The 21054-nt window shown below is 69.8% G+C and carries 23 protein-coding genes; 4 read left to right on the top strand and 19 right to left on the bottom strand.

The features are described 5' to 3' along the window. The first annotated feature begins 285 nt into the window (after positions 1 to 285). From AB0J52_RS00845 to AB0J52_RS00835, 3 genes are all read left to right on the top strand, one after another. Positions 286 to 654 carry a hypothetical protein gene (locus AB0J52_RS00845; protein ID WP_500179466.1) on the top strand — a complete coding sequence of 123 codons (369 nt, stop codon included), beginning with the start codon at positions 286 to 288 and terminating at the stop codon, positions 652 to 654. Then, a complete protein-coding gene (locus tag AB0J52_RS00840) occupies positions 639 to 1400 on the top strand; it encodes an ATP-binding protein (RefSeq protein WP_500179465.1) in 762 nt (253 codons plus the stop codon). The genes AB0J52_RS00845 and AB0J52_RS00840 overlap by 16 nt, the downstream gene beginning before the upstream one ends. A gap of 152 nt (positions 1401 to 1552) precedes the next feature. Further along, entirely contained in the window at positions 1553 to 2305 is a 753-nt protein-coding gene (locus AB0J52_RS00835) for an SUKH-4 family immunity protein (protein WP_500179464.1), read from the top strand. Positions 2306 to 2716: 411 nt separating this feature from the next. Here AB0J52_RS00835 and AB0J52_RS00830 read toward each other — a convergent pair whose 3' ends face one another. The 19 genes from AB0J52_RS00830 to AB0J52_RS00740 form a co-directional block, all read right to left on the bottom strand. Then, the gene (locus tag AB0J52_RS00830) at positions 2717 to 3619 is read right to left on the bottom strand and encodes a hypothetical protein (protein WP_500179463.1); all 903 of its coding nucleotides are present in this window, start codon (positions 3617 to 3619) and stop codon (positions 2717 to 2719) included. A 27-nt stretch (positions 3620 to 3646) separates the two neighbouring features. Next, complete coding sequence (locus tag AB0J52_RS00825; protein WP_500179462.1) at positions 3647 to 5605, bottom strand: toprim domain-containing protein; 1959 nt, start codon at positions 5603 to 5605, stop codon at positions 3647 to 3649. Then, on the bottom strand, positions 5602 to 5757 hold the full coding sequence (locus AB0J52_RS00820) for a hypothetical protein (RefSeq protein WP_500179461.1): 156 nt from the start codon (positions 5755 to 5757) through the stop codon (positions 5602 to 5604). The genes AB0J52_RS00825 and AB0J52_RS00820 overlap by 4 nt, the downstream gene beginning before the upstream one ends. Positions 5758 to 6038: 281 nt before the next feature. Beyond that, entirely contained in the window at positions 6039 to 6920 is an 882-nt protein-coding gene (locus AB0J52_RS00815; protein WP_500179460.1) for a DUF2637 domain-containing protein, read from the bottom strand. Between the two features lie 110 nt (positions 6921 to 7030). Then, positions 7031 to 8530, bottom strand: coding sequence for a hypothetical protein (locus AB0J52_RS00810; protein ID WP_500179459.1), 1500 nt, complete (start codon positions 8528 to 8530; stop codon positions 7031 to 7033). A 13-nt stretch (positions 8531 to 8543) separates the two neighbouring features. Continuing rightward, a complete protein-coding gene (locus AB0J52_RS00805; RefSeq protein WP_500179458.1) occupies positions 8544 to 8948 on the bottom strand; it encodes a hypothetical protein in 405 nt (134 codons plus the stop codon). 62 nt (positions 8949 to 9010) lie between these two features. Then, positions 9011 to 9742 (bottom strand): hypothetical protein, encoded by a 732-nt coding sequence (locus AB0J52_RS00800; RefSeq protein WP_500179457.1) that lies wholly within the window; start codon positions 9740 to 9742, stop codon positions 9011 to 9013. Next, a complete protein-coding gene (locus tag AB0J52_RS00795) occupies positions 9739 to 10134 on the bottom strand; it encodes a hypothetical protein (RefSeq protein ID WP_500179456.1) in 396 nt (131 codons plus the stop codon). The genes AB0J52_RS00800 and AB0J52_RS00795 overlap by 4 nt, the downstream gene beginning before the upstream one ends. Before the next feature lie 26 nt (positions 10135 to 10160). Beyond that, complete coding sequence (locus AB0J52_RS00790) at positions 10161 to 10604, bottom strand: hypothetical protein (RefSeq protein ID WP_500179455.1); 444 nt, start codon at positions 10602 to 10604, stop codon at positions 10161 to 10163. A 12-nt stretch (positions 10605 to 10616) separates the two neighbouring features. After that, positions 10617 to 11420 (bottom strand): hypothetical protein, encoded by an 804-nt coding sequence (locus AB0J52_RS00785; protein ID WP_500179454.1) that lies wholly within the window; start codon positions 11418 to 11420, stop codon positions 10617 to 10619. A gap of 77 nt (positions 11421 to 11497) precedes the next feature. Then, entirely contained in the window at positions 11498 to 12298 is an 801-nt protein-coding gene (locus AB0J52_RS00780; protein WP_500179453.1) for a hypothetical protein, read from the bottom strand. Between the two features lie 76 nt (positions 12299 to 12374). Then, the gene (locus tag AB0J52_RS00775) at positions 12375 to 12815 is read right to left on the bottom strand and encodes a DUF4913 domain-containing protein (protein WP_500179452.1); all 441 of its coding nucleotides are present in this window, start codon (positions 12813 to 12815) and stop codon (positions 12375 to 12377) included. 81 nt (positions 12816 to 12896) lie between these two features. After that, entirely contained in the window at positions 12897 to 14702 is a 1806-nt protein-coding gene (locus tag AB0J52_RS00770) for a type IV secretory system conjugative DNA transfer family protein (protein WP_500179451.1), read from the bottom strand. Continuing rightward, a complete protein-coding gene (locus AB0J52_RS00765) occupies positions 14699 to 16111 on the bottom strand; it encodes a putative type IV secretion/conjugal transfer ATPase (RefSeq protein ID WP_500179450.1) in 1413 nt (470 codons plus the stop codon). Before AB0J52_RS00765 ends, AB0J52_RS00770 begins: the two co-directional genes overlap by 4 nt. A gap of 52 nt (positions 16112 to 16163) precedes the next feature. Further along, positions 16164 to 17636, bottom strand: a complete 1473-nt coding sequence (locus tag AB0J52_RS00760; protein ID WP_500179449.1) for an SCO6880 family protein — start codon at positions 17634 to 17636, stop codon at positions 16164 to 16166. Further along, entirely contained in the window at positions 17626 to 19029 is a 1404-nt protein-coding gene (locus tag AB0J52_RS00755) for a hypothetical protein (RefSeq protein WP_500179448.1), read from the bottom strand. Before AB0J52_RS00755 ends, AB0J52_RS00760 begins: the two co-directional genes overlap by 11 nt. Beyond that, positions 19026 to 19703 (bottom strand): DUF8175 domain-containg protein, encoded by a 678-nt coding sequence (locus AB0J52_RS00750; protein WP_500179447.1) that lies wholly within the window; start codon positions 19701 to 19703, stop codon positions 19026 to 19028. The genes AB0J52_RS00755 and AB0J52_RS00750 overlap by 4 nt, the downstream gene beginning before the upstream one ends. Further along, entirely contained in the window at positions 19700 to 20029 is a 330-nt protein-coding gene (locus AB0J52_RS00745) for a hypothetical protein (protein ID WP_500179446.1), read from the bottom strand. Before AB0J52_RS00745 ends, AB0J52_RS00750 begins: the two co-directional genes overlap by 4 nt. Next, positions 20029 to 20544 (bottom strand): hypothetical protein, encoded by a 516-nt coding sequence (locus AB0J52_RS00740; protein ID WP_500179445.1) that lies wholly within the window; start codon positions 20542 to 20544, stop codon positions 20029 to 20031. Before AB0J52_RS00740 ends, AB0J52_RS00745 begins: the two co-directional genes overlap by 1 nt. Positions 20545 to 20724: 180 nt before the next feature. Between AB0J52_RS00740 and AB0J52_RS00735 the strand changes: the two genes are divergently transcribed. Beyond that, on the top strand, positions 20725 to 21054 hold a 330-nt coding region (locus AB0J52_RS00735), incomplete at its 3' end, for a helix-turn-helix domain-containing protein (RefSeq protein WP_500179444.1).

Raw genomic sequence — 21054 nt, 5'->3', positions numbered from 1 at the left:
GTTCCCCGCTCACCGTGTCCACCTGAGGACGAACGGCGTCCGCCCGGCCCAAGACCACGATCGCGCTGCGAACCGTGAACTCGTCGCTGCCCACTCGCGCAGCAGAGCAGAGACAGCGCTGACCAGCGCAGCGTTCTGTTCCTCTCCGACAAATACGTGCGGTCCCGGCGGGTGTAGCACCACCCGCCGGGACCTTGAGACCGGACTACTAGGAGGTCCAGCCTCATGCGCAACCCTACGAATCAGGCGCCTGTTAGGGGAGATCCAGCTCCACGCGGTGACCTGATGGCGTTCGATACGCCACCAACCGTGCCGAATGAGTTGGGGATGGCCGTGGAACTCGGCCGGGACGGGGTTTTCGCCGTCCTGCACCGTGGCGGTCCGTCCCTCGGCATCGGTGACCGCTCGGAGCGCGGCGGCGCGATGCGCCGTCGGTTGCTGGACGATGACGGCCTATTCGAAGTGGGTGTCCGCCTGGGCGTGCTGCGGGCCGCGCCCGAACATGAGAGCGACTGTCCGGCCGCGAGAAGCGTTCTGGTCCGTCCGGTCTCTCCCCGGCACATGTCTTCGCTGGCGCGGATGGCTGGTTCGCTTCGTGAGGTGGTGGCAGGGGCTTGCCGTTCCTACGCCTCCGATACATGCGGGAGGTCGTGATGGCCATAAACCAGCCCGCCGACCTGCCCTATGGCGGCGTCTGCGCATGGGCGCTGCCTAGCGATGACCGATGTGCGCAGGCGGCACGGACCCATCTCGGTCACGTCATGCAAACCTTGCGCTTCGACACTGAGGCCGTCGAAAACGCTCAGCTGGCGGTCAGTGAATTGGCGACCAACGCACATCGTCACGTCTCCAAGCCTCGCTCTGGTCACCCGGACAACGTGTCCGAGCTGGCGGTGTGGGCTCGGACGTGGCCGGTGGCTGAGCTTGTGGTGAGCGTGTTCGACTCCGCCCCTCAGTCGCTGCCGCATCCCGACGGCGGTGGACCGCTGGCAGAGAGCGGCCGCGGTATGACGATCGTCGGCGCGGTCACCAATGGCTGGGGAGCACATCCGTCTCGTCCCCGGCTCGCAGACCCCCAGTTGTCAGGCAAGGCGGTATGGATGGCGGTCTCGTTGCCCGCCGCCTGGCCGCGCCTCTGCGCGCCGATATTCCCCGTGGTCGCCGCACAGCGTCTTGCCATGAACCTGGCCGCTCGTGGCGTTCGAGCACGGAGGACGAGCGAGGCCACCGGAATCTCGCTGGTCGAGACGCCCGGCCTGAACGTGTGGGTGTGCCGCTCCACGTTCGCGTGGACAGCCCGTGGCGGCGTGCTTCACCGGCATCCGCACATCGACTTGCAGGAGACCACCGAACACGTCATCGCGACCTTGGAACGGTCCGCGCAAAGACCCGCTCACTGAACCTCCGAAGATGGCCTCATCCGGCTCGGTCGCAAAGCCGCACTGGGCGAGGCACCCCGGGGCGCAGACCCGGTGCTGCGAAACGCCGCCACGTCTGCGCCCCGGCCAACCCCACAGACATCGCTGATATTCGTGGCATTTGGAGAGTCCGCATGCCGGATACGCCTGATGACAGCCATGCCCGGCTGGCCCAGTACGTTCACTCCGCCGGGACACTGGCTGTGCGTGCCGATCAACTCGCCCTCGCCAGGACGGGACACCGTCTGGTCGCCGACGGAACACTGGACCAGGCGTCAGCCGAGTTCTTGCAGCGTGCTCCCCGAACGGTGATCGTGCTGGCCGCTGCGCTCCACGCCGTCCTGGACCTTCACCGCCCCACCTCCGGATCGTCCGACGCCGAGGCCGGATGCTGCGCATGTGGCACGAGCGAAGCGGCGGCCTGCCGCACCCTTGAGCGTATGACGGAAGTGCTCACCGCCCATCAGATGGACAGGCTGCCGTGCGTGGATGCCGCCGAGGCATGGCGACGCGCACGCGCTCGCTGGCGCGCACCCGGTCGTGGCGAAGTCGTCTCCACGGTCGCGGAGATCGCTGACGCCTATGTCGTTCGCAGCATGGTGGTCGAACCGCCGCCGGTCCCTGCTCGGGTTGAGCCATCGTCCGAACGTGTGCTTCTAGTCGACAAGATCACCGGCCAAGTGGTGATCTGGCCGCTCATGGCGCTCCCGGCTCTCGAACGCGCGTATGCCCGATACCGCCAAGGCGAGCGGACCGTCTCGTTGACGCGGCGACCAGCCGGCGGACGAGCCGGCGTCATTGCCCAGCAACGCGCACTGATCCCCAAAGTGGCTGGGTGGCTCCGCCGGACGGCGGAATCCGCTCGGTGGCAGCGACGAGGCTGGTGAATCTGTGGTTCTTCGGCTGGCTTGCGGTGGGGAGCGCGCACGCGGTCAGCGGTGTCGCGCTTCGCCGAAGTGCTATCGGATCAATTCTGCCGCCGTGCTGGTTGCCCATGCCGGTGGGACGCCTTGGGGGCCTATCCGAGTTGGCCAGGGCCTTGGCCCTCAGGTGACGAGAGACGGAACTCGCTGCGTCGGGGCATTTTGAAAGCCAGCACCAGGGCGATGGGCCATCCCAGGACGGTCGCGCAGCACATGATGTTGATCAGGAGCACGAGGGAGATCGCCTCAGCGCGTCTGATCACTGCGATCCACGTTGGGAGGAGCGGGAGTACCACGACGCCGACGATGATGAAGAAGGCGATGAAGGAGTCCACGTCTCCTGCGGGGATATGCATTGTCGGAACTCCGTTCTGGTCAGCGGTTGCGGCGTCGGTTGCGATCCGGGGTCGGATTGGGCTTTCGGCGGGCCGCGGAGTGTTCGGCCGGCTGGCTGGCGGCCACGGCAAGGGCTTCGTCGATGGTGAAGGGGAAGCCGGCATCCGCGAGTTCGCCCTCGGGGGTGGCGATTCCGCTGCCCGTCCGGCGGCTGGGTGACCGGAGCGGGACGGCCTTGGTGATCGCGTGCTCGGGGAGGTTGGTGGTGGTCTCCAGCATGCTGCGCAACTCGACCGGGCTCGGGTAGTGGCCCTTCTCGCGAGCCTTGGCGCGGAGGTTGGCGGCGACCTGTTGGGCGCGCCCGCTCTGCTGGGCGGCGTTCAGATCTGCGCGGGTGGGACCGTGCGGGTTGGCGGCCCAGGTGGTTCCTGTCCCCTGGCTGAGGGCTGGACGTGCGGGCGCGGGTTCGCCGGTGCGAGTATTCGGCGCTTTGGTGAAGTAGGGGGCTGCTTCCCGCATCGCGTCCGGCCGGTCTTTGCCCTCGCGGCGTAGTTCGTCGTAGCGCTGCATGGCGTAGGGGTGGAGGGCGCGGAGGCGTGCTTCGCATTTGTCGGCGGCGGACCGTGCGGGCTTCACGGTGTTGATGTACGGCTGTGCCGCGGCCCAGGCTTGCCCCACCTCGTAGAGGTTGGCCCGGTTCAACCACTCTCGGTCGTGGGCAGGCGTCCACCGGATTCGTGCCTCCTCGCGTGTGGCACGAAGCGCTGCGTGCTCCCGTTCCGCAGCGGCTTCGTCCTTGGCGCGGCGCGCTTCCGCTAACCGGCGGACGATGGCGTTGTGGGCCTGGACGCCCATCACCGCGGCCATGGCGATCTGGCTGACGCGCTGGCCGCTGAGGGTGAGGCCCTCGGTGAACGGATCGGGATGGTGGTTGTCACTCATGGTGGTCTCCTGCGGGCTGGGGCTGCGCTAACGGCCGTGTCGTCGTGACGCTCGGGGCGGAGGCGAGGGAAGCGTGCCAGCGGCCATCCGGCTGCTATTGGGCGTGGGCGCGGGGCGAAGGTCCGGGCTGATTGCGTCGGCGACCAGGCCGGTGACGGTGTCAGTGGGGACGCCGGTTGCTGTGGCGACTCGGGGGACCTGGCGGGCGATCTGGTCCCGGGGCATCTGGACGATGAGGCCGGCGGCGGCGCGGGCAGCCGCCAGCTGCTGCTCGGCATGGTCGAGCGTTCCCCCGACACGGCTGATCTGCGCGTCGACGACCAGGTCAGCCAGGGGAACCACGGAACGTAACGCTTGGCGCACCTTCATGGACCCTTCGTAGCGCAGGATGTCGGCTGGGTCCTGGTCCTTGGGCAGAACGACCGCGTCAATTGGCCCTTTGACCTGCTGGAGCGTCTTCCAGGCGCGCAGCATCGCGCGGTGTCCCGCAGCGTCGCCGTCCAGCGCGATCGTTAGGCCGCGGGTGTCGATGTCGGCGTGCTGACGGAGGATCGCTACTTGCTCGGTGGTGAGGGCGGTACCGCAGGGAGCGACTGGCGCGAGGCCGGTGGGAGCGGCTGCGGTGACGGCGATGACGTCCAGGGGACCTTCCACGAGGAGGGGACGGGCGCCGGCGTTCAGCTGGCCGCGGTTTTCGTGGAGGCCGAACAAGATCTGGCTCTTGTTGAACAGGTCGGTGGTGGGAGTGTTGAGGTATTTCGGTCCGCGGCCGGTGTCGGGCCGGCGGCCGATGAAGCCCACGACCGTGCCGTCCGGCGTCCGAAGCGGGAGGACGAGGCGGTCGGTGAACAGCGGCCGACGTCCCTTGCCGGTCTCGCGTGTGAGTCCAGCGTCCTGGAGCGCGGAGTCGGTGAAGCCGAGGGCCTTGAGGTGTTCGACCATCCCCTTGACTGGGGCGTAGCCGATCGCCCATGTGTCCAGGGCGGCTGGAGGGATACCGCGTTCGGATAGGTAGTCCGGCACCCAGCTGTCCGCCAGACATGCCCGGAAGTACTCGTGTGCGCTGGCCAGGGCACCGACCAACTCGTCCTGCGTGGAAGTGGGAGCCTCCTCAACTGCTGTGACTCGCGTGGTCGAGCGGATCGAGCGCGTTGGCGGCGGAGCCGGCAGGCGGCGGCGGATCTGATGGGCTGTGCGGAGGATCTGCGTCGCGGTGCTGTTGACCGCGCTCAGGGAAGGCGCCCGAGGATCGGTTCCGGCCCAGGAGCTCACGAGCGGGAAAGAGAGCTCATTGGTCTCGGCCCCGAGGTGAGCCAGGGTGAGATGGGTGATCGAGTCGGCGCGGACGCGGCGGACGCCTCGGCAGGGCGTCTGGGCATCTGGGTCGGGCTGTTCGCTGCGTTGCAGGACGTGGCTGAGTTGGTGGGCTAGGACCGTCAGGGCCAGTTCGTCACCGAGGTCGGCTGGGAGGACGATGCGACGGTCGGGACGTCCTAGGTAGGACCAGCTGCCCCGATCGACGTAGACACCCAGGTCGGCGGCCAAGCGCAGGAGCCGTTCCAGCGCCTCGGACGGCTGGACGAGCTGAGCAGGTGGAGTGCTGACCAGCGCGGGGCCGTCCGTCTGGGCGATGTCGAAGACGGAGTAGGGGACGTTCTGGCGTGAGATCAGGCGGATGCCGTGTTCTCCCTTGCGGACCTGGCGTCCGCGAGCCTGCCAGTCGTTGTACGTGCGGACTTCTGTCGCTGTGGCCCGCTGCGCGCCGATGAGCAGAGTGTTGGTGAACCCGAATCGTCCGTGCCGATCGGCCAAGTCCAGCCAGGCGGTCCAGGCGAGTCGTCCATCCAGGAGTTCTCTGGTCTGGTGATCGGAGATGCCGCGCAGAACGGCGAGCTGCTGCCGCCGTTCGGTGTCGGCCTGCCTGATGTCGGCACCGGGGGGAGTGCCGGCATCGTGCTCGGGCGGGGTGGAGGCGGCTGAGGTCATCGCTGCTGGTGGTCCAGCATCCAGATGAGCAGGCGGGCGATGGACTGGACGTCGCTGGTCGGGCCGAGGAGGCGTCCGTGGGCGGTGACGTAGGCGTAGGTTCCTTCACTTCCTCCGCACATGACCGTCTCGTGCCATCCGTTCTTGTGCACTCGCAGACGGCAGATACGGCTTCGGGGACGGGTCAGGCGTGTGCGGACGCCGAGAGCCGTCAGGACGGTGCGCAGTCGATTGAGGGCGACTTCGCGGGCCCTTTGGTCGGCGTCGCGAGGGCCACCGGCCCTGGGCGGGGGGACGTTCTGGTTGGTGGCGGACGACGAGGCGGATGTGGTCACGGGCGTCACCTCCAGTAGTTGGATCATTAACAGAATCTCCTCTCATCAATTAAAGTTGATGAGACTCCGACAGTGCACGTCGAGTGGAGGATTGTCAACTATGAGTGATGGCGCGGCAGGCCGCTTTCCCTAGGGCTGTCGCTCGGTGCCGGTGGGGCCGTTTCGGCGCTGGCGCGTTGGCGGAGTTCGGTAAGACGCTCGTTGGAGATGCTGAACCCCAGCCCTCGCATCTGCTGGCCGAGTTCGGCTCGACTCAACACGCGCCCCTCGGCGAGGGCCTCGCGCAGGACGCACCGTGCCGCGAGGAGCAGTTCGGTGCTGAGCCAGTCGGGGGCCGCCTGTTCGAGCTCTGGCGATGCTTGGACCGGAGGAGTGCTCTTGCTCGGCTCATGGTCGAAGGCGAGCAGGCGCAGGTTCAGGCGTTCCGGAAGCGGGGCGCGCCATCGCCACGCGATCCGCCCGTAGCGCTGTTGAAGCCGACCGACCTCGATGAGGCGGCGATGCTCCAGGTCGAGCGCCTTTCGGTAGGAGGTGATGTGCCACAGGACCATTTGCCTCCACAGCGGCGCCGTGGACAGTGGAGCCAGGAGCCATCGCCGGGTGGGAATCGGATCGATGCGTGTCCCGGCGGCGAGCCCCACCCAACGGCGGATCAGGTGGCGGATGCCTTCGACGGCGGTGATGAACAGCGTGGGCATCGCGGCGTGCATGAGGCTTCCGGCCAGGTCCCCGTGCGCAGCCGCCACGTTCACGGCGACGGTGGCCGCGATGTATCCCCAGGCGACCCAGCGGAGCACCGGCCAGGCCATGTCCAGGTACTCCATCAGCAGGTCCGAGGCGAGCAGCACCAGGATTCCCACGTCCATGCCGACCGGCACGATCCAGGAGTCTCCGCCGAACCATGGCTCGGCCATCACACGGACGGTGGTGAATGACCCCATTGCTCCCAGCCCGGCCAACGCGACGATCAGCGGTGTCAAGATCCCCGCGACGATCCGGACGGTCCGGGCTCGCGCGGCGACCGACGGCTCGGCCTGGACGGGGCCTTCGGCGGAATGCCGGGCCGACGGTACGGACATGAGCTCTCCTCTCAGAGGCCCGGTGACGACTGCAGCGGGCGGGCGGGTCGACTGACCGGAGACGAGGCAGGTGGTGAGACCTCGAATATCCCGCCAACCAGCGAAGACGACGGGCAGTCGGCGTCGGCCAGGACCGCGGGCGACGGTAGGACCGCACTGCGCAGCGCGAGGATCGTTTCGGAGTCGGACTGGGGCGCGATCTCACGTAGGAAGTGAGCGAGCCGCGAGACGACCTCGCGTCCGTCAGCGTGGTTGGCGGTGTAGTGGGAGCGGAGCTCGGTGATTCTCTGCGGACTGCCATGCAGGTGCGGGCCGCCGTAGCCTTGTTTCGGTTTGAGGCGCTTGAGGCTTCGGGCGCAGGCCACGTCGTTGATGGCGTGACGATGCTGGGCAGCGATCTGGTTGCAGGTGCCAAGGGTCGCGACGACGGTGAGCCCGATCCTGGTGACCTCCGACAAAGTCGGTGCGAGCAGGGCAGGGTCGGTGGTCGCGTGCCATGAGCGATGGCCCGGCTTCCACGACGAGTCCGTGTAGCCGAGCCGTCCGAGGCGGACGACCAGATCACTCGCGTCCATGGCCGGGCCGATCTCGGAAAGGCGGTGCTCGGTGGTCAACTCGTGCCAGGTTCGGGCGATGGCCCGCCACCGTCTGGTCATGCGCTTCATCGTCTTGACCACCGGCTCCAGGCCGTCGGCGGTTGAGACCCCTGCGAGTGCCTCCAGGCGGAGGCGCAGTATGCAGACCAGGTGGAAGTCGAGTTCATGGGTGATCGTGGCGGCGCGGGCGAGGTACCGCCAGGTGGTGACCGAGCCCTCGGCCTGGGAGGCGTCCAATCGGCGGACACTGGCGTCGATCCCGGTCAAGAGCTGATCGCGGCTCTCACCCACCTCCGGCGGGATCCGGTCGGGGGTTGCGGGCAGGGAAACGGCCTGGAGGCCGGTCTGCTGGCCGTGGGCGAACCCGCCGGCCAGGGCCGCTGCCCGAAGAAGGAAATGCCCTGCCGGGTGTGAGACATGACCGGATTTCAGGGCGAGCTGCCCGGCCGTGGTGGCGTGATCGCTGATCAGATGGAAGAGGTCTCCTGCGACGTCGGGAGCGGCGATGACGGCGGCGACGGATGTCAGTTCTCGGCCGCTAGCAGGGGGCGGCAGATGGGTGGCCAGCAGGTCGAGGCCGCAGCCGAGCGCCACGGCGGACGCTCGTAGGTTCTGCGCCAGGCTGGTGTCCAAGTTCGTGTCGGGCGTCGCCTTGTCCAGGTAGGCCGTCGCATGGCGGAGAGACTCGCCGGCCTGGTGGGCGATCTCGCGTATGCCCGTCCCGTCGTCACCGGGCAGGCCGAAGCCGTGCGCGATGCGGTCGGTGTAGCGGGTCAGCACCCGGGCCAGCCGCCCCAGCTCGGTGACCGAGCAAGGGCGGCCGGCCCGGACCGCGATGTCCGGACGGCGCAGCGCTTCGTGGGCCTCGGCGCGATGACGGTCGGCGACGGCAGCCAGTTGCCCGAAGGTCGCCATCGCCGACGCCTCGTTACTCGAACTGCTCACGCAGCCGCCCCGCGTACCGGGCCGCGTCCAGGCATGCCACCACGTCGCGGGTGTCGGAGCAGCCGTCCGCCAGGCTGATGAGTGTCGAGGAAGCGCGTTCGGCGGTTGCGCCGATCTTGTCCAAGGCGACCGTGATGTCGTCCGCGGTCATGGTGGCCGCCATGTCGGCCTTGGCCTGCGCGCGGGAGACTGCCGTTGATGCCAGCGAGGGGGCGGTTCGTAGGGCGCTGAGGGCCTCGGCGGCCTCGCCCTCGGCGAATCCGAGCCGGATGAAGCCGTCCGGGGCCAGGTCGATGGCCTTGGTGATGACGGCCTTGGCCTCGGCGAGGTCGGCGTAGACCTGCTCCAGGACTGCCGCCGGTTCGGGCTTGGTAGCGGTGGAACTCATGTTCGGCCTTTCGCTCTGTCGGGTGGTGCCGTGCTGGTCCGGCGCTGGGGCCGGATCGGGGCCTAGCCGGGTTGGGCAGGGGCGGTGTTGTCGTAGGAGGCGAGGCGCGCGGGATGCTCGCGGGACGGGACGGCTTCCCGTAGCTGTCGCATTCGCTGGTTGATCTGTGGTTTGGCGTTGGTGAGGAGCTCGTGCGAGGTGCTACCGCTCCATGCGCTCAGCGCCTTCAACACCCGGTCGTAGGTCTGCGTCCAGCCAGGTGCGGCGTAACCGAGGTGCAGGTGCGCCCACGCGTCGATCAGCTCGGCCTCGGCCTGGTCGACCGTGGCCGCGACCCGGAACATGCCTTTGACCGGTGGGAACGGTCGTGTGGGTTCCAGCGCGACGGCGCGTTCATGATGGACGTACGGGAGCCCTGGGACTTTGACCAGGTAGGACGGGTCCTCGGCGTGGGCGTCGTCGATTTCGCTGATGATGCCGCGTCGGTGGGGACTGTGGCGTAGCTGGACGGCGTCTCCGATCGCGTACCGGCGGGCGGCTGCGATCTCGTCAGCGTAGGTTTCGTGTCCTGCGACAGCGGCTTCCGTGAAGTCTACGCCGTGAGCTGCTGCGAAGTGCTCCAGGTCACAGATCAGCGCCGACATCAGTGTCTGCACGTAGGCCCGCTCGCCGGGCACCGCGGACGGCCCGTCGCCGAACACGCCTTGTTCGTAGGCGCGGAGCGCGCCGGTGACGTTGGCGATGCGGCGGACGGCGGGATCGGCGGCACCTGCGTGGGCGGGTGCGGTGCTCATCCGACCTTCTTCAGAGCGTCATGGGCGCGCCCGGCGTGATGCACCGCGGCCAGGCAGGCGGTCCGGTCGGCGGGGTTGCGGGTCTTGTTGGCCGCCTTGAGGAGCGTCTGGCTCACCAGCAGCACCAGTGCCGAGGCTCGTGCGGTGAGTTCGGTCGGGGTGGACGGTCCCGGGTCGCTGCAGGTCGGCGCGCCCGACAGAGCCCACCAGGCTTCGACGGCTGCGGCGAGCGCGTCGCTGTAGTGCGTCCGGAGGTTCTCGGCAGCGCTTTCGGCGAGTAGGGCGGTGGTGCGCTCGACGGTCTCCAGACCATAGAAGGCGGCCGTGAGGAGCGCGGGCAAAGTGTCAGCGGCCTGAATCTGGTCGGTGACGAAGCGGATGTGGTCGTCCATGGGTCTCCGTTCGAGGTGTGGAAGGGCTAGCGCGGGCCGTGAGTGAGCGAACGGTGCAGTTCAGCCGTCAGGGCTTGGGCCCGAACCATCGCCTTGAGCGCGTACAGCGCGTCAGCGGTGTCGGCGGCTTGGCGGGCTGTGACCAGAAGTGCCTCGGTCAGGGCTTCGGCCAGGTCGATGAGCCGGCTGGTCACGGTGGTCAGGTCGTGGACGGCCAGGGCGACGGTCGGCGGCGGAGCGGACAGAGGCCAGGGGATGGACGGTGCGGCGGCGAGGTCGGCGCGCGCGAGGGCGGCGTGCTGATGCACGGCTGCCCAGCGGGGCGGTGGATCGGGCGCGTCCAGGAAGCCGAGCTCCTGGACGGCGGCTTCCACCAACTCCAGCGCGCAGTACGCGGCGGCGAGTCGGCCAGGGAGTGGCTGCTGGACGGCGAGGGCCTCGAGAGTTCGTGCGATGAGCGGCAGGGACACAGATCCTCCTGATCAGCGGCGCGGACCGAGACGCGGCAGAGGCCCCGCAGAGGGACCGGCGGCTGACGTCGGCTTGGTCGGCGCCGCGAGGCCGAGGCCCGGCGCCGCGCGGTCGGCGCAGGCGAGCTGGGCGGGGTGATCTCTGCCCGGTTCGCTGCCGGGGCCGGAGAGCGTGCGGTACGCGGACTCGACCTTGGGCGCGAGGAGGGCGTTCAGTCGCGAGCCGGAAAGCCCGGTCCAGTTGACGAGCGCGTCGAACAGCGCGTTCAGGTTGCGGAGGTCGTCCGGGTGCGAGGGCTGACCCTGCTTTTGCGCCTGCAGCAGCTGCACGCAGGTGCCGAGGACTCCCTGCTCCGCGTCGAGCGGAGAGTGGACCAGCCCCTCTGTGGTTTCGACAGGACCGAACCGCGGCGAAAGCCGCAACTCCGTCCCGAGATAGGGGTGGGCGGTCCGGTCGCCTGGGCAGCGGACGTGATACACGAGGTGCCCGTCCTCGTCCGAGATTCCGGTGACCACTCCACGCGCGGACATGGCCGTCTGTTCGGCTTGTTCCGCGGCCTTCCCGACCAGCTCGACGCAGGCGCCGCGGGCGAAGCGGCCTTCCTCTGCGCGTTCGCTGGCGAAGGTCAGCCGGGCGGTTTCCAGGGCGTGGTCGAACTTCAGGCCCTGCAGCGAGCAGTAGTGCATGAGGTCGGTCAGGACATCGCTGACCTGGCCCTCTCCTGGAAGCTGCTGGATGGTCTGTTCGCTGGAGGTCGCTCCGTACCGCTCCAGGAGTTCCTGGGCGCTCTTGGCGGAGGCGAGGTTGTCGGACATGGGGCGGCTCCTTCAAGATCCGGAAGTGAGGCGGCAGGGCGAAGTCCGGCCGCGTCTGGGTGTCGTGGCGGAAGCGTTCAGGGGCGGGGATCGCGCGCTGGGGATTGCGGCCGGTGCGGGCGAGGTCGGGCGGGACGTGGCGTGCCTTTTTGCGAGGCCGGACGTTCAGGGAGATCGCTGGCCGCAAGCCGTGTTGCGTCCGAACCCGGAGAGGAGAGCGCCTGTTCAGCGGCTGCTCGCAAGATCCGATCCTTGAGGGCCTCGGCGACGCGTTCGGCCGGAACACCTGCCCACTGCGCCAACGCGATCGCGATCACGGTCCGATCGGCCACGTCTCCAGGCCGGGGACCCTCCTGCTCTTGCAGGGTGCGTGCCCAGGCTGTGACGAGCCTGTGTTCAGCCTCTGACGGGCGAGTCACGTCCCCTCGGGAGGTGACCACACCCGGGAATGGCTTGGTCGCTCGCAAGCAGGTGCCCGGAAGCCGGATCTGCTCAGGGACACCGGGGAACCTGACCGTGTACTCGAGGGCCCCGTTGTCCGTGTGGTGGATGGCGGCGATGTAGCCGCGCGTGGGCGGCAGTGCGGCAGACCGGGGAATGGTCTCGACCGCGCCGTCCACCAGCCAGTAGCCGGCTGACGACCGGCCGGGCTCGACCGCGCCGGTCCGAGCGTGCACCTGGGCCAGCACCGCGATCGGCTCGGGATCGAGGGTGATGCCGTGGTGCTCGGCGTAGGCGGCGACGTCCCGCAGCAGGCAGTTGATCGTCATGCGGGCGAGAACTCGGCTGTCGCGGTACGACCGTCCCTCGGGCAGTGCTGAGAGGGCCTCCTGGTAGGCGTCCAAGGCCTTCTCACTGCGGCTGATGGCGTCGCTCATGACTCGCCTCCGATACGGCGCGGCGAGGTGGAGCGGGAGCCGAACACGGCCCGGATGGTTATCGCTAGGTGGCTCGTCATGCGTCCGCCTGCTCGTCGGACTGCGGCGTGGGGTCGTCCCACCAGCGCAGCGGTGGAGGCTCCAGGCGGGCGAGGTGCGGTTCGAGGTGTTCGTCCTCGGTGCACTGGTAGAAGGGGCCGCGGGCTCCGAGCAGGATGGACAGCTGCGCGTCGAGATGGTCGCGATACCAGAGGGCGATGCCGGTCGCGCCTTGAAGGCGGCAGGCTTCCCAGGACTGCCACAGGGCGGTAAGCCGGGAGATCGCCTCCGCGTGGCGCCACCACTGGGCGCACCACCGGAACTCCCCGCCGAGCGTGCGGCGGTACATCGGGACGAAGTACTCGGTGACCCACGTGGTCACCGACGGATGGAACGGCTTGGCGACGCGGTCTACGGCACGGGCGGGATCTTTATCGAGGGCGATGTCGCCCGGCGCAGGGTGTTCGGATTCGGACACGGCAGGTACTCCAGGGTCGCAGCGTTCATGGAACGTGTTCCTTTCGTGTTCGGGCGAAGAGTGTGCAGGTGAAGCGGTAGATCAGTGGTTGGAGGCGAGGTCGTTGTTCTTGCGGTGGTGATCGCGGGCGGCCTTGGTGATGGCGGCGTCAGCGGACTTGATCGCGGCGTTGATGCGGGTCGCGTGCGGGCCGCGGTACCAGGGGCGCAGCTGGATCAGCGCAGGGCGGGTGCCGGTGGCGAGCAGCAGGGCCGTGCCGGCGGGCAGGGCGCGGATATCGGCGGCTTCGAGGATCTCCTGCCTGCGTCGTGAAATCTGCTCGGAGGCGCGGCCCTCGCTGTAGGTGATGGAACGGACGGGAACGTCGTGCTGGCCGATGAGGGTGGCCAGGTCGCGGGCGAGCCTGGGGGAGTCGATGCCCGCGCCGATCAGCTTGCGGGTGGCCGCGCCCCACAGGGCCGCCATGCCGGGCTCGCCCCACACGGTCACGCCCTGCTCGTAGGACTGGAGGATGGTGATCGGGACGATCCCGCGGGACCCGAGGTGGGAGTAGAGCTGGGGCAGGTCGGCGATGCGGCAGATGTTGGCCGCCTCGTCCAGGACCACGACCATCGGCGGGTCGAGCCGTCCACCGGATTGTTCGGCGCGGCGTTCGGCGGCGCGCATGGCGGTGTCGGTGAGCGCCGCGATCAGCGGGGCGGCGGCGCTGAGCGATTTCGACAGCAGGTAGAGGGTGTCGCGGGAGGCGGCGAAGGCGTCCGGGTCGAACACCGGCAGCTCGTCCTGCGGGGTGACCCAGGCGAGGATGTCCTGGTCGCGCAGGCATTTCGCGGCGGTGCGGGCAGTTTGGTAGATCCCGTCGCGGGTCTCGACCGCGCCGTTCTGCGTGCCCTTCAGCGAGGACGCCATCAGGTGGAACCCGGCCTGCCGGAGCAGCTCGATCGGGGTGGGGACGGCGGGCTCGTCCAGCCACTGCGCGATGTGGTGCATCGAGCGGTTGGAGGTGGCGGCCGCCAGGAACAGTGCGCACAGCAGGTCTTGCGCGGCTGGTCCCCAGAGGTCCTTCTTCTGTCCGTCGTCGACGGTGAGGACGAAGTGGCCGGCGAGCCGGTGGGCGTCCTCGACGCTGGCCAGGCCAGCGAGCAGGTCGCACCACCATCTCTGAGGTTGGTAGGTGATGCGCTGGGGATCGAAGAGCCAGGTCTTCGCACCTGTCCGGGCGGCGCGGACGGTTGCGATCGCCGACCACAGGTCGGCCTTGTTGCTCGTGGCGATGACCGCGCCGGGGGCTGACAGCACATGCGGGATGGACTGGGTCGTGGTCTTGCCTGATCGCGGGGCCATGAACGCCACCACGGTGTCCTCCCAGGAGCTGTACAAGGTGGCGCCCGTGCCGGCCGGTTTCAGGAGGTCGCCCATCACCAGGCCGATGTCGTCGTGATTGAGTTCGGTGGGTGCGCGGTCGTTCAGCAAACGACGCAGTGCCACGGCTCGTGAGGCGGTGGCGTTCGGAGACAAGCCGGTCACGTCGGCGCGTTCGGCCAGAGCGGCGATCGCGTCGCCAGGCGGAATGAGGCGCGCGGCAACGCGTTGCCAGACCACCCACGTCACCGCCCCGACCGCGGCGGCGAAAACGACGACCAGCGCCAGGACGAGCAGGGTGGACGTGCCAGGCCACATGCGGAATGTCTGGCCCCGCGCGAGCGCCAGCGCGAAGTCGACGCCGAACGCCATCACTCGACCGCCGGTCAGTGCGGCGGCGAGGCGGGCGGCGGCCCACAGCAGCCAGAGGCATCCGACCGGGAGCCAGCAGGCGGTCAGCACCATCCAGCCGCCTGCTGCGTGGGAGTCCCAGATGGAGGCGCGCGGCCCCAGAGCGCGGGTCATACGGCACCGCCTCGGATGGCCTGGTCGGTGTCGTAGAGCTCGAACTCCGGGCCGACCAGGGACAGCTCGACGGGGATGCCGAGGCGTTCCCCGGTCTTGATGAGGTACCTGCCGCGCCCCGGGTGGCGTGCGCCGGGCTGCCAGGAATCGGGCGCCGACCAGGAGGACACGAGGTGCTGCTCCGGCCCCGTGAGCGGAGTGATCTGGTGGACGCGGCCCAGTTCCCGGGGCGGCAGCCCGGCAAGGACGGTGATGGCGGCCCGTTCGACGAATCCGCGGGCCTTGGCCCGATCCTCCTCGGTGGGCAGGGCGTCCAGGTCCGAGAGCGAATGGGTGATCATGATGGACGCCATGCCCTTGGTGCGGTTCAAACGGGTGAGGGCGTCGGCGTGCTCGACCAGGCCGGGGGCTCCGCGAAGTGCGCGCCAGAGCTCGTCCATCACGCCCACGTGGGTGCGGCGCGGGGCGTGGCCGTGGTCGGCGAGCGCGGCGGTGGCGTCCACCATGCCGAACGCGTACGCCCAGGTGCACAGCATCGCGGCGGTGAGGAGCTTGTCTCCGGCGGCTCGGACACGGGAGATGTCGACGCTGATCGCGGGCGCGTCCAGGTCGAGGGGACGGGTGGTGGGTGCGTCGAAGACCCCGGCGAGCGATCCGCTGAGCAGCAGGTCGAGCGTGTAGGCGAGCTCGCGGGTCTGCTGGCGGTAGGCCGCGGGAGAGTCGGTGCGGGTCACGGCGCGCAACTCGGCCGGACCTTGGCCGAGGATGCGCAGGACGTCCGGGACGGTGGGCTCGCCGTCGAGCCGGTCGTCCAGCAGGTCCAGGGCCCGGCCCAGGACGACCTCCTCGGCGTTGGTGATGCGGGCTTCGCGGACCAGCGTCGCCAGCGCCAGCAGGAGTGACAGCCTGCGAGACCTGACCTCCCAGCGAAGGGTGTCCGAGCCGGATCCGGTGATCGCCGCCAAGGGACCGGCGTCCAGGGGATTGATGCGGTCGAGGCCACGGCCGATGCGGATGACCTGGCCACCGAGGTGGTCGACCAGCATCGTGTAGTCGGGTTTGGTGTCGCCGAGGACGATCGGGGTGGTACCAGTCGCGACCGCCCCGGTGAGCAGCCGTTTGACCAGAGTGGATTTGCCGGTGCCGGGCTGTCCGAGGACGAACATCCCGGGGTTGGTGACCAGGCCGGCACGCAGCCAGGCCAGCGGGTCGCAGCACACGACCTCGCCCCACAGCTGGTGTCGTCCGATCGGCGTCCCCACGGTCGGGGTTCCGGAACCGGCGGTGAAGGGGAACAGGCCGCAGACCTGGCTGGTGGTCGCCTGGTACTCCGGTGCAGCCTCGACGTGCGCGGCGCGTCCGGCTCCCGGGAGCCTCCATCCCCAGGCAGGAGCCAAGGGCTCAGCCATCGCCGCGGTTTCCGCGTCGGCTGATGTTCGCGTTGGCACGGGTGGCTCCTTCCTAGCGGGGGAAGCGGCGGGTGAGGTCGGCAGGGCAGATTCCGCACGGCAGCGTGGTGGCGAACGCGGCGGCCTGGCTGCCCCACAGCCGGCGCAGCCGGATCCTGGCGGTGTCGGCGGCCGACTCCACGTGCGCGACCGCTCGGGGCAGCAGTTCGGGGTCGGTGACGGTGACGGCCGCGTACATGGAGACCAGGCAGACGCCGGCGCCTGCGGCTTCCTCGGCGGCGGCCTGGTGGGCGCGGGCGGCGTCGAAGTGGTCGCGTGCGGTCTCGTCGCGTCCGGTCCGGCGACGGAACTGCGCGCGGAAGGAGGCGGCGTTGACCTCCTGCTGGACGACCCGGCTCGCGGCGGCTGCCGGGAGGGCCCGGTACTGGAGCGTGATGCGCTTGGGGAACGGTCCGGGCGCGACGAGAGCGGCGAGGACATCGGAGCGGACGTTCTGGCGGGGCGGCTCGTGCCATCCCCAGCAGACTGACACCCCGCCGTCGTGCTCGTACCGGTCGGTGTGCTCGCGGGCGGCGAGCGGCCCGGCATCGCCCCAGCTCAGCGCCTCAGGGACCGCGTAGGTGAGGAGCCGGTTGATCTCGCCCCGGCTGTGCGGGTCGAACGCGGTCCGGACCGCGCCCGCGATCTCGGCCGCCGTCGCCCGGCCCAGCACCGATACCCCGCAGACGCCGAGCCGTCCCGCCAGACCGTCCAGCAGCCTGCCGAACTCGGCGACCGCCTCGGTGAGCGAACGCGGCCTGGTCGGCGAGGCGTACGGGTCGAAGGTGACCGACACACGGGTGTCCACATCGGCCGCGGCCGCGGGCGCGGTCCGTACCAACTCATCCAAGATCGCCACCGCCGAAGCCGGCGCATCCGGGACCGACGACCGCGACACCGCATCGGCGAGGGTGGAGCCGGGCTCGGGGGCGGTGTCGACGGTGACGCTGACCCATCGCACCTGCGGCAGGTGTCCCAGCGACGCCAGCCAGCCACCCCAGGACGCGACCCAGGTGTCGCTGTCGGCTCGGTCGGCCAGCCAGGTGGAGGCGGGGACGACGCGCAGCGTCGCGGTGAGCAGGCCGGTGCGGCGATCCCAGACGAGGCCGTAGCGTCCGCCGCGTCCGTCCTCGACACTGAGCAGCGTCAGCGGCGCCAGGACACCGGGAAGCTGGAACGCGCGCGGATGCTCCACCACGATCCCGGCCCGATAGCGCGTCCGCCCACGCCACACCGCCCACCACCAGCGGACACGCGCCAGGACCAGCCGTCCGACGGGGATCCCTCCGATCCGGATCAGGCAGAGGCCGCCCGCTACCAACACAGGTAGCGCTACATACGGCAGGGCGGCCGGACGGACCGACGCCAGGACGACCAGGACCACCGCCGCGGCCAGCGCGACGAACGTCGCGGTGGTGTCCAGGCCGAGCAGGCCGATGCCGTGCCGGCGCCGCCAGCCGCCGTAGGTGCGGATCTCAGGCTCCACTCGCGCCACCTCCCGCGCCCTCCGCACCGGTAGGCGCGCTTGAGCCCCCGCCGCTGCTGCCTGTGGGGTTGCCGAGCCAGCGGATCATCTCCGGTCCGCGCTGCCGCTCGCGATCGGCCATCCGAACGGTGGCCGGACCGACCGGCTCCCCGCCCGCAGCCGTCGAGCCCGCCGTCACGTCCGAGGTTTGGGTTGTGCCGCCGGTCGGCGTGGCCGCCTCGGCCGCACCGGACGTCCCCGTCGTGGAGGCGGGCGCGGACGGCTGGCCGTGCGGGCCAACCTCGCTGTCGCCCCCGGGTGCGCCGGTGACGCCGCTTCCGTGGAAGTTCGAGGAGACGCTCCCGCTCGAAGTGGGCTGATCGCCGAGTTGCTCGGACAGGCGGTTCGCGTGCTCACCGGCCGAACCGGACCCATGTCCCGCACCGGCCATGGCGGGAGACCAGCCGTATCCGCGGACCGCGCCCATCGCGGTCAACCCGCCCATGACGCTGTTCATGATCCCGCCACCGGACCCGGACGAGACGTTGTCGGTCGTCCAAGTGAAGAACCGCAGGAGCACCGGGAAGGCGACCAGGCTGAGCAGCATCATCGCGAAGCCCGCGAGCAACGTCTGCAGGTTCTTGCCGTCGCCGATGAAGGTGAACGCGGTCGCATACACCGCCGCGGCCGCCGGCTTGTAGAAGGTCAGCGCGAGCATCCACCCGCCGACCTTCTTGAACCAGCTCTTGGTCGCCCCGGTCATCATGCCGGCCGCCGCCAGTGGCAACAGGCCCGCGAGCAGCACGATCGCCGCGCCGCGCAGGATCAGCAGCAGCGCCTGGACGATCCCGATGAACAGCGCGATGATCCCCAGGATCACCGCCAGCACGGCCGGGATCCCCTGCCCGGCGATCATCATGTTGGTCAGCTTGTTGGCGAACCCACCCGAGGCCGACGCATCCAAAGCCCAGGACACCCACTGGTCGCACCACTCCAGCAGCCGGTTGGGCAGCACGACCCCGAGCACGCCCACCACCGCCAGCACGGCCAGGCCGGTCCCCGCGTCGATCAGCGGCGCCGCCCGTCGCAGCAAGGCCAGCTTCGCCGCCACCACCAGCAGCGCCCCGACCGCCACCGCGATCGTGAGCGGCTGCATCAACTCGTGCATACGCGCGACCGCGGGCTCGGCCTCCAGGTTCGGCGACGGGGTCTGCACCCACCAGGAGGCGGTCTGCGACACGAACCACTTCACCGCCGAGGTGACGGCCTTGGCGAGGCTGTCCAGAGCATTGCCGCCCGCTTCGGCCGCGATGTCAGGCAGCGGTATGCCGAAGGCGTGCCCGTCGTGGTGGTCGACGGTCTGCACGCACTGCGGATCCAGAACCGTGCTGCACGGCGGCGCGAACGGCGTCATCGGTCGCCCCCGATGGTCGGAAAGCGCGTGTACCCGTCCAGTGAGTCCACGGGCACCGCCGACCCCAGCCAACTTCCACCGGGCGGCGCGATCACACGCCAGTCGCCGTCCTCCCACTGCAGCTGAATCCGGGTCGCAGCACGAATGACCTGGTCACTGTCCCCGGGACCAGCCGACACCACATCCAGGCTCGCGGTCTGGGACGTGTAGCCCTGCCACCGGAACGCCTCCAAGGTCGCGTAGGCGTGCGGGGTGCCCGGCGCGAGCGGCGCGGTGTTGATGGAGGCGAGCATTCCGGCTCGGTCCGGGCCGACGAACTGGGTGTTCACGGTCGAGGTGGCGGTCGCCAGCCCCCAGCGCGGGTCGGAACGCACCGACACATGGATCGCCCCCAGCAGCGCCCCCAGCGGAGTGCGCGCGAAGCCGCCGGCCAGGTCGCCCGCCACGGCGCGCGGACCATCCGACGCCGAGTACGGCAGCCGGAACCCGTGAAAGTCCCGCCACTCCAGCTCCGTCAACGGCGTGATGGGCGAAGACTGGAGCTGATCGCTGACGGAGGCCGGCTGACGGATGACTCCCTGGTCATGGCTGCGGTGGTGCGGCAGGAGAGCGAACGAACCGACCGCGAGCGCCGTACCGGCGGCAGTGCTGAGGAGGACGAGGCGGCGGTTCATTTGAAGAACACCCCCACGATCGAGGAGGCGGTCGCCGCCAGACTGAGCCCACCCAGCACCCACGGGATGCCGGTAGCGCCATCGGCGGCGAACGTGGAGCGGTTCTTACGGCCGATCGCCATCTGACCGGCGCAGATGAACAGTCCGGCGACGCCGCAGATCAGCACCGCCCACTTCCCCCAGCTGAGCAGGGTGCTCATCTTCTCGTCCAAGCCGGGCGGGGGACTGGGCGCCGGGTCGGGAACCTGGATGCCTCCGCCCGGCGACGGGGCGGCTTGGGGCTCGGTCAGCAATGTCAGTCCCAGCAGGTGAGGTGAGAGGAACATCAGCGCTCCCTCGCGGCCGGAGCGACGCTGTCCGCCGGCTGGGCGGCCAGGGCGAGAATCCGGTCCAGCGCCCGCCGGGCCTTGGACGGAAGGTGAACCTGCGTCGGATCGGTGGTCAGCCGTAGCGCGGGGATGAACGGCACCCGCACCACCCCGGCGACCTGCGGCACCAGCAGCGCGATGCGAGAGCTCGCGTCGCGCGGCTCGCCGAAACCGTCGTCGACGATCGCCAGCACCCGCACCCGGTGGCCCACCTGCCCCAGGTAGTGCCGGGCGGTCACCGCTCGCCGGGAACTCGCCACGGTGTTCCGCGTGACCAGCACCATCGGCGTGTCGTCGACCTCGGGGACGTGGTCGGTGGTGCCCAGGTCGAGCGCTCCGCCGAGCAGGGCGGCCAGGGTCGAGGTGCCCGCCCCGCCGTGCGCGCCGATCAGGCGAATGCCGCCCGGCCCGAGGGGCGTGGCGGAGGCCGAGGGCGAGGTGGTCAGGTTGAGTTCGAGTCTTCCCAGTTGCATCCGGATACCTCCGGTCGATTGCTCAGGGTTGCGATGCGAGCACCGTACGTGTCAAGCTTATGGAGCGCAAGCATCACCAAAGAAGTTCACCGTGTCTCAACACATCGAAGAACGTGCTTCCGCAGCGCCCCGTCCACGAGAATGAAAGGCGAGACCGTGACCCCGAACCCAGGAGCCGACATGGCAGCCCGACCCGGCAACGACACCGGCCGCGACCCGGACGTCCTGACCACCGCCGAGCTCGCCGCCAAGCTGGGCCTGTCCGCCCAGACCGTCCGCCGCATGGCGCACGCCGGACAGATCCCCGCGCTCAAGACCGGCAAGGACTTCCGCTACTCCTGGGAAGCGGTCCGCGAGGTGCTGCGGCAGCCCCACCACGAACCGGGGACCACCGCCGATGACCCAGACCAGACCCAGCTCACCGAACCCGCCAGGCGCGCCGGCTACCGCGCCCAGCGCCGCGCCCGCAGCGGAGCCACCGCCGATGACCCAGACCAGACCCAGCTCACC

This window comes from Spirillospora sp. NPDC049652 (assembly GCF_040675125.1).
Classification (GTDB): Bacteria; Actinomycetota; Actinomycetes; order Streptosporangiales; family Streptosporangiaceae; genus Spirillospora.
The sequence above is the reverse complement of the archived record's forward strand: the minus strand, read 5'-3'. Positions and strand labels throughout refer to the sequence as shown.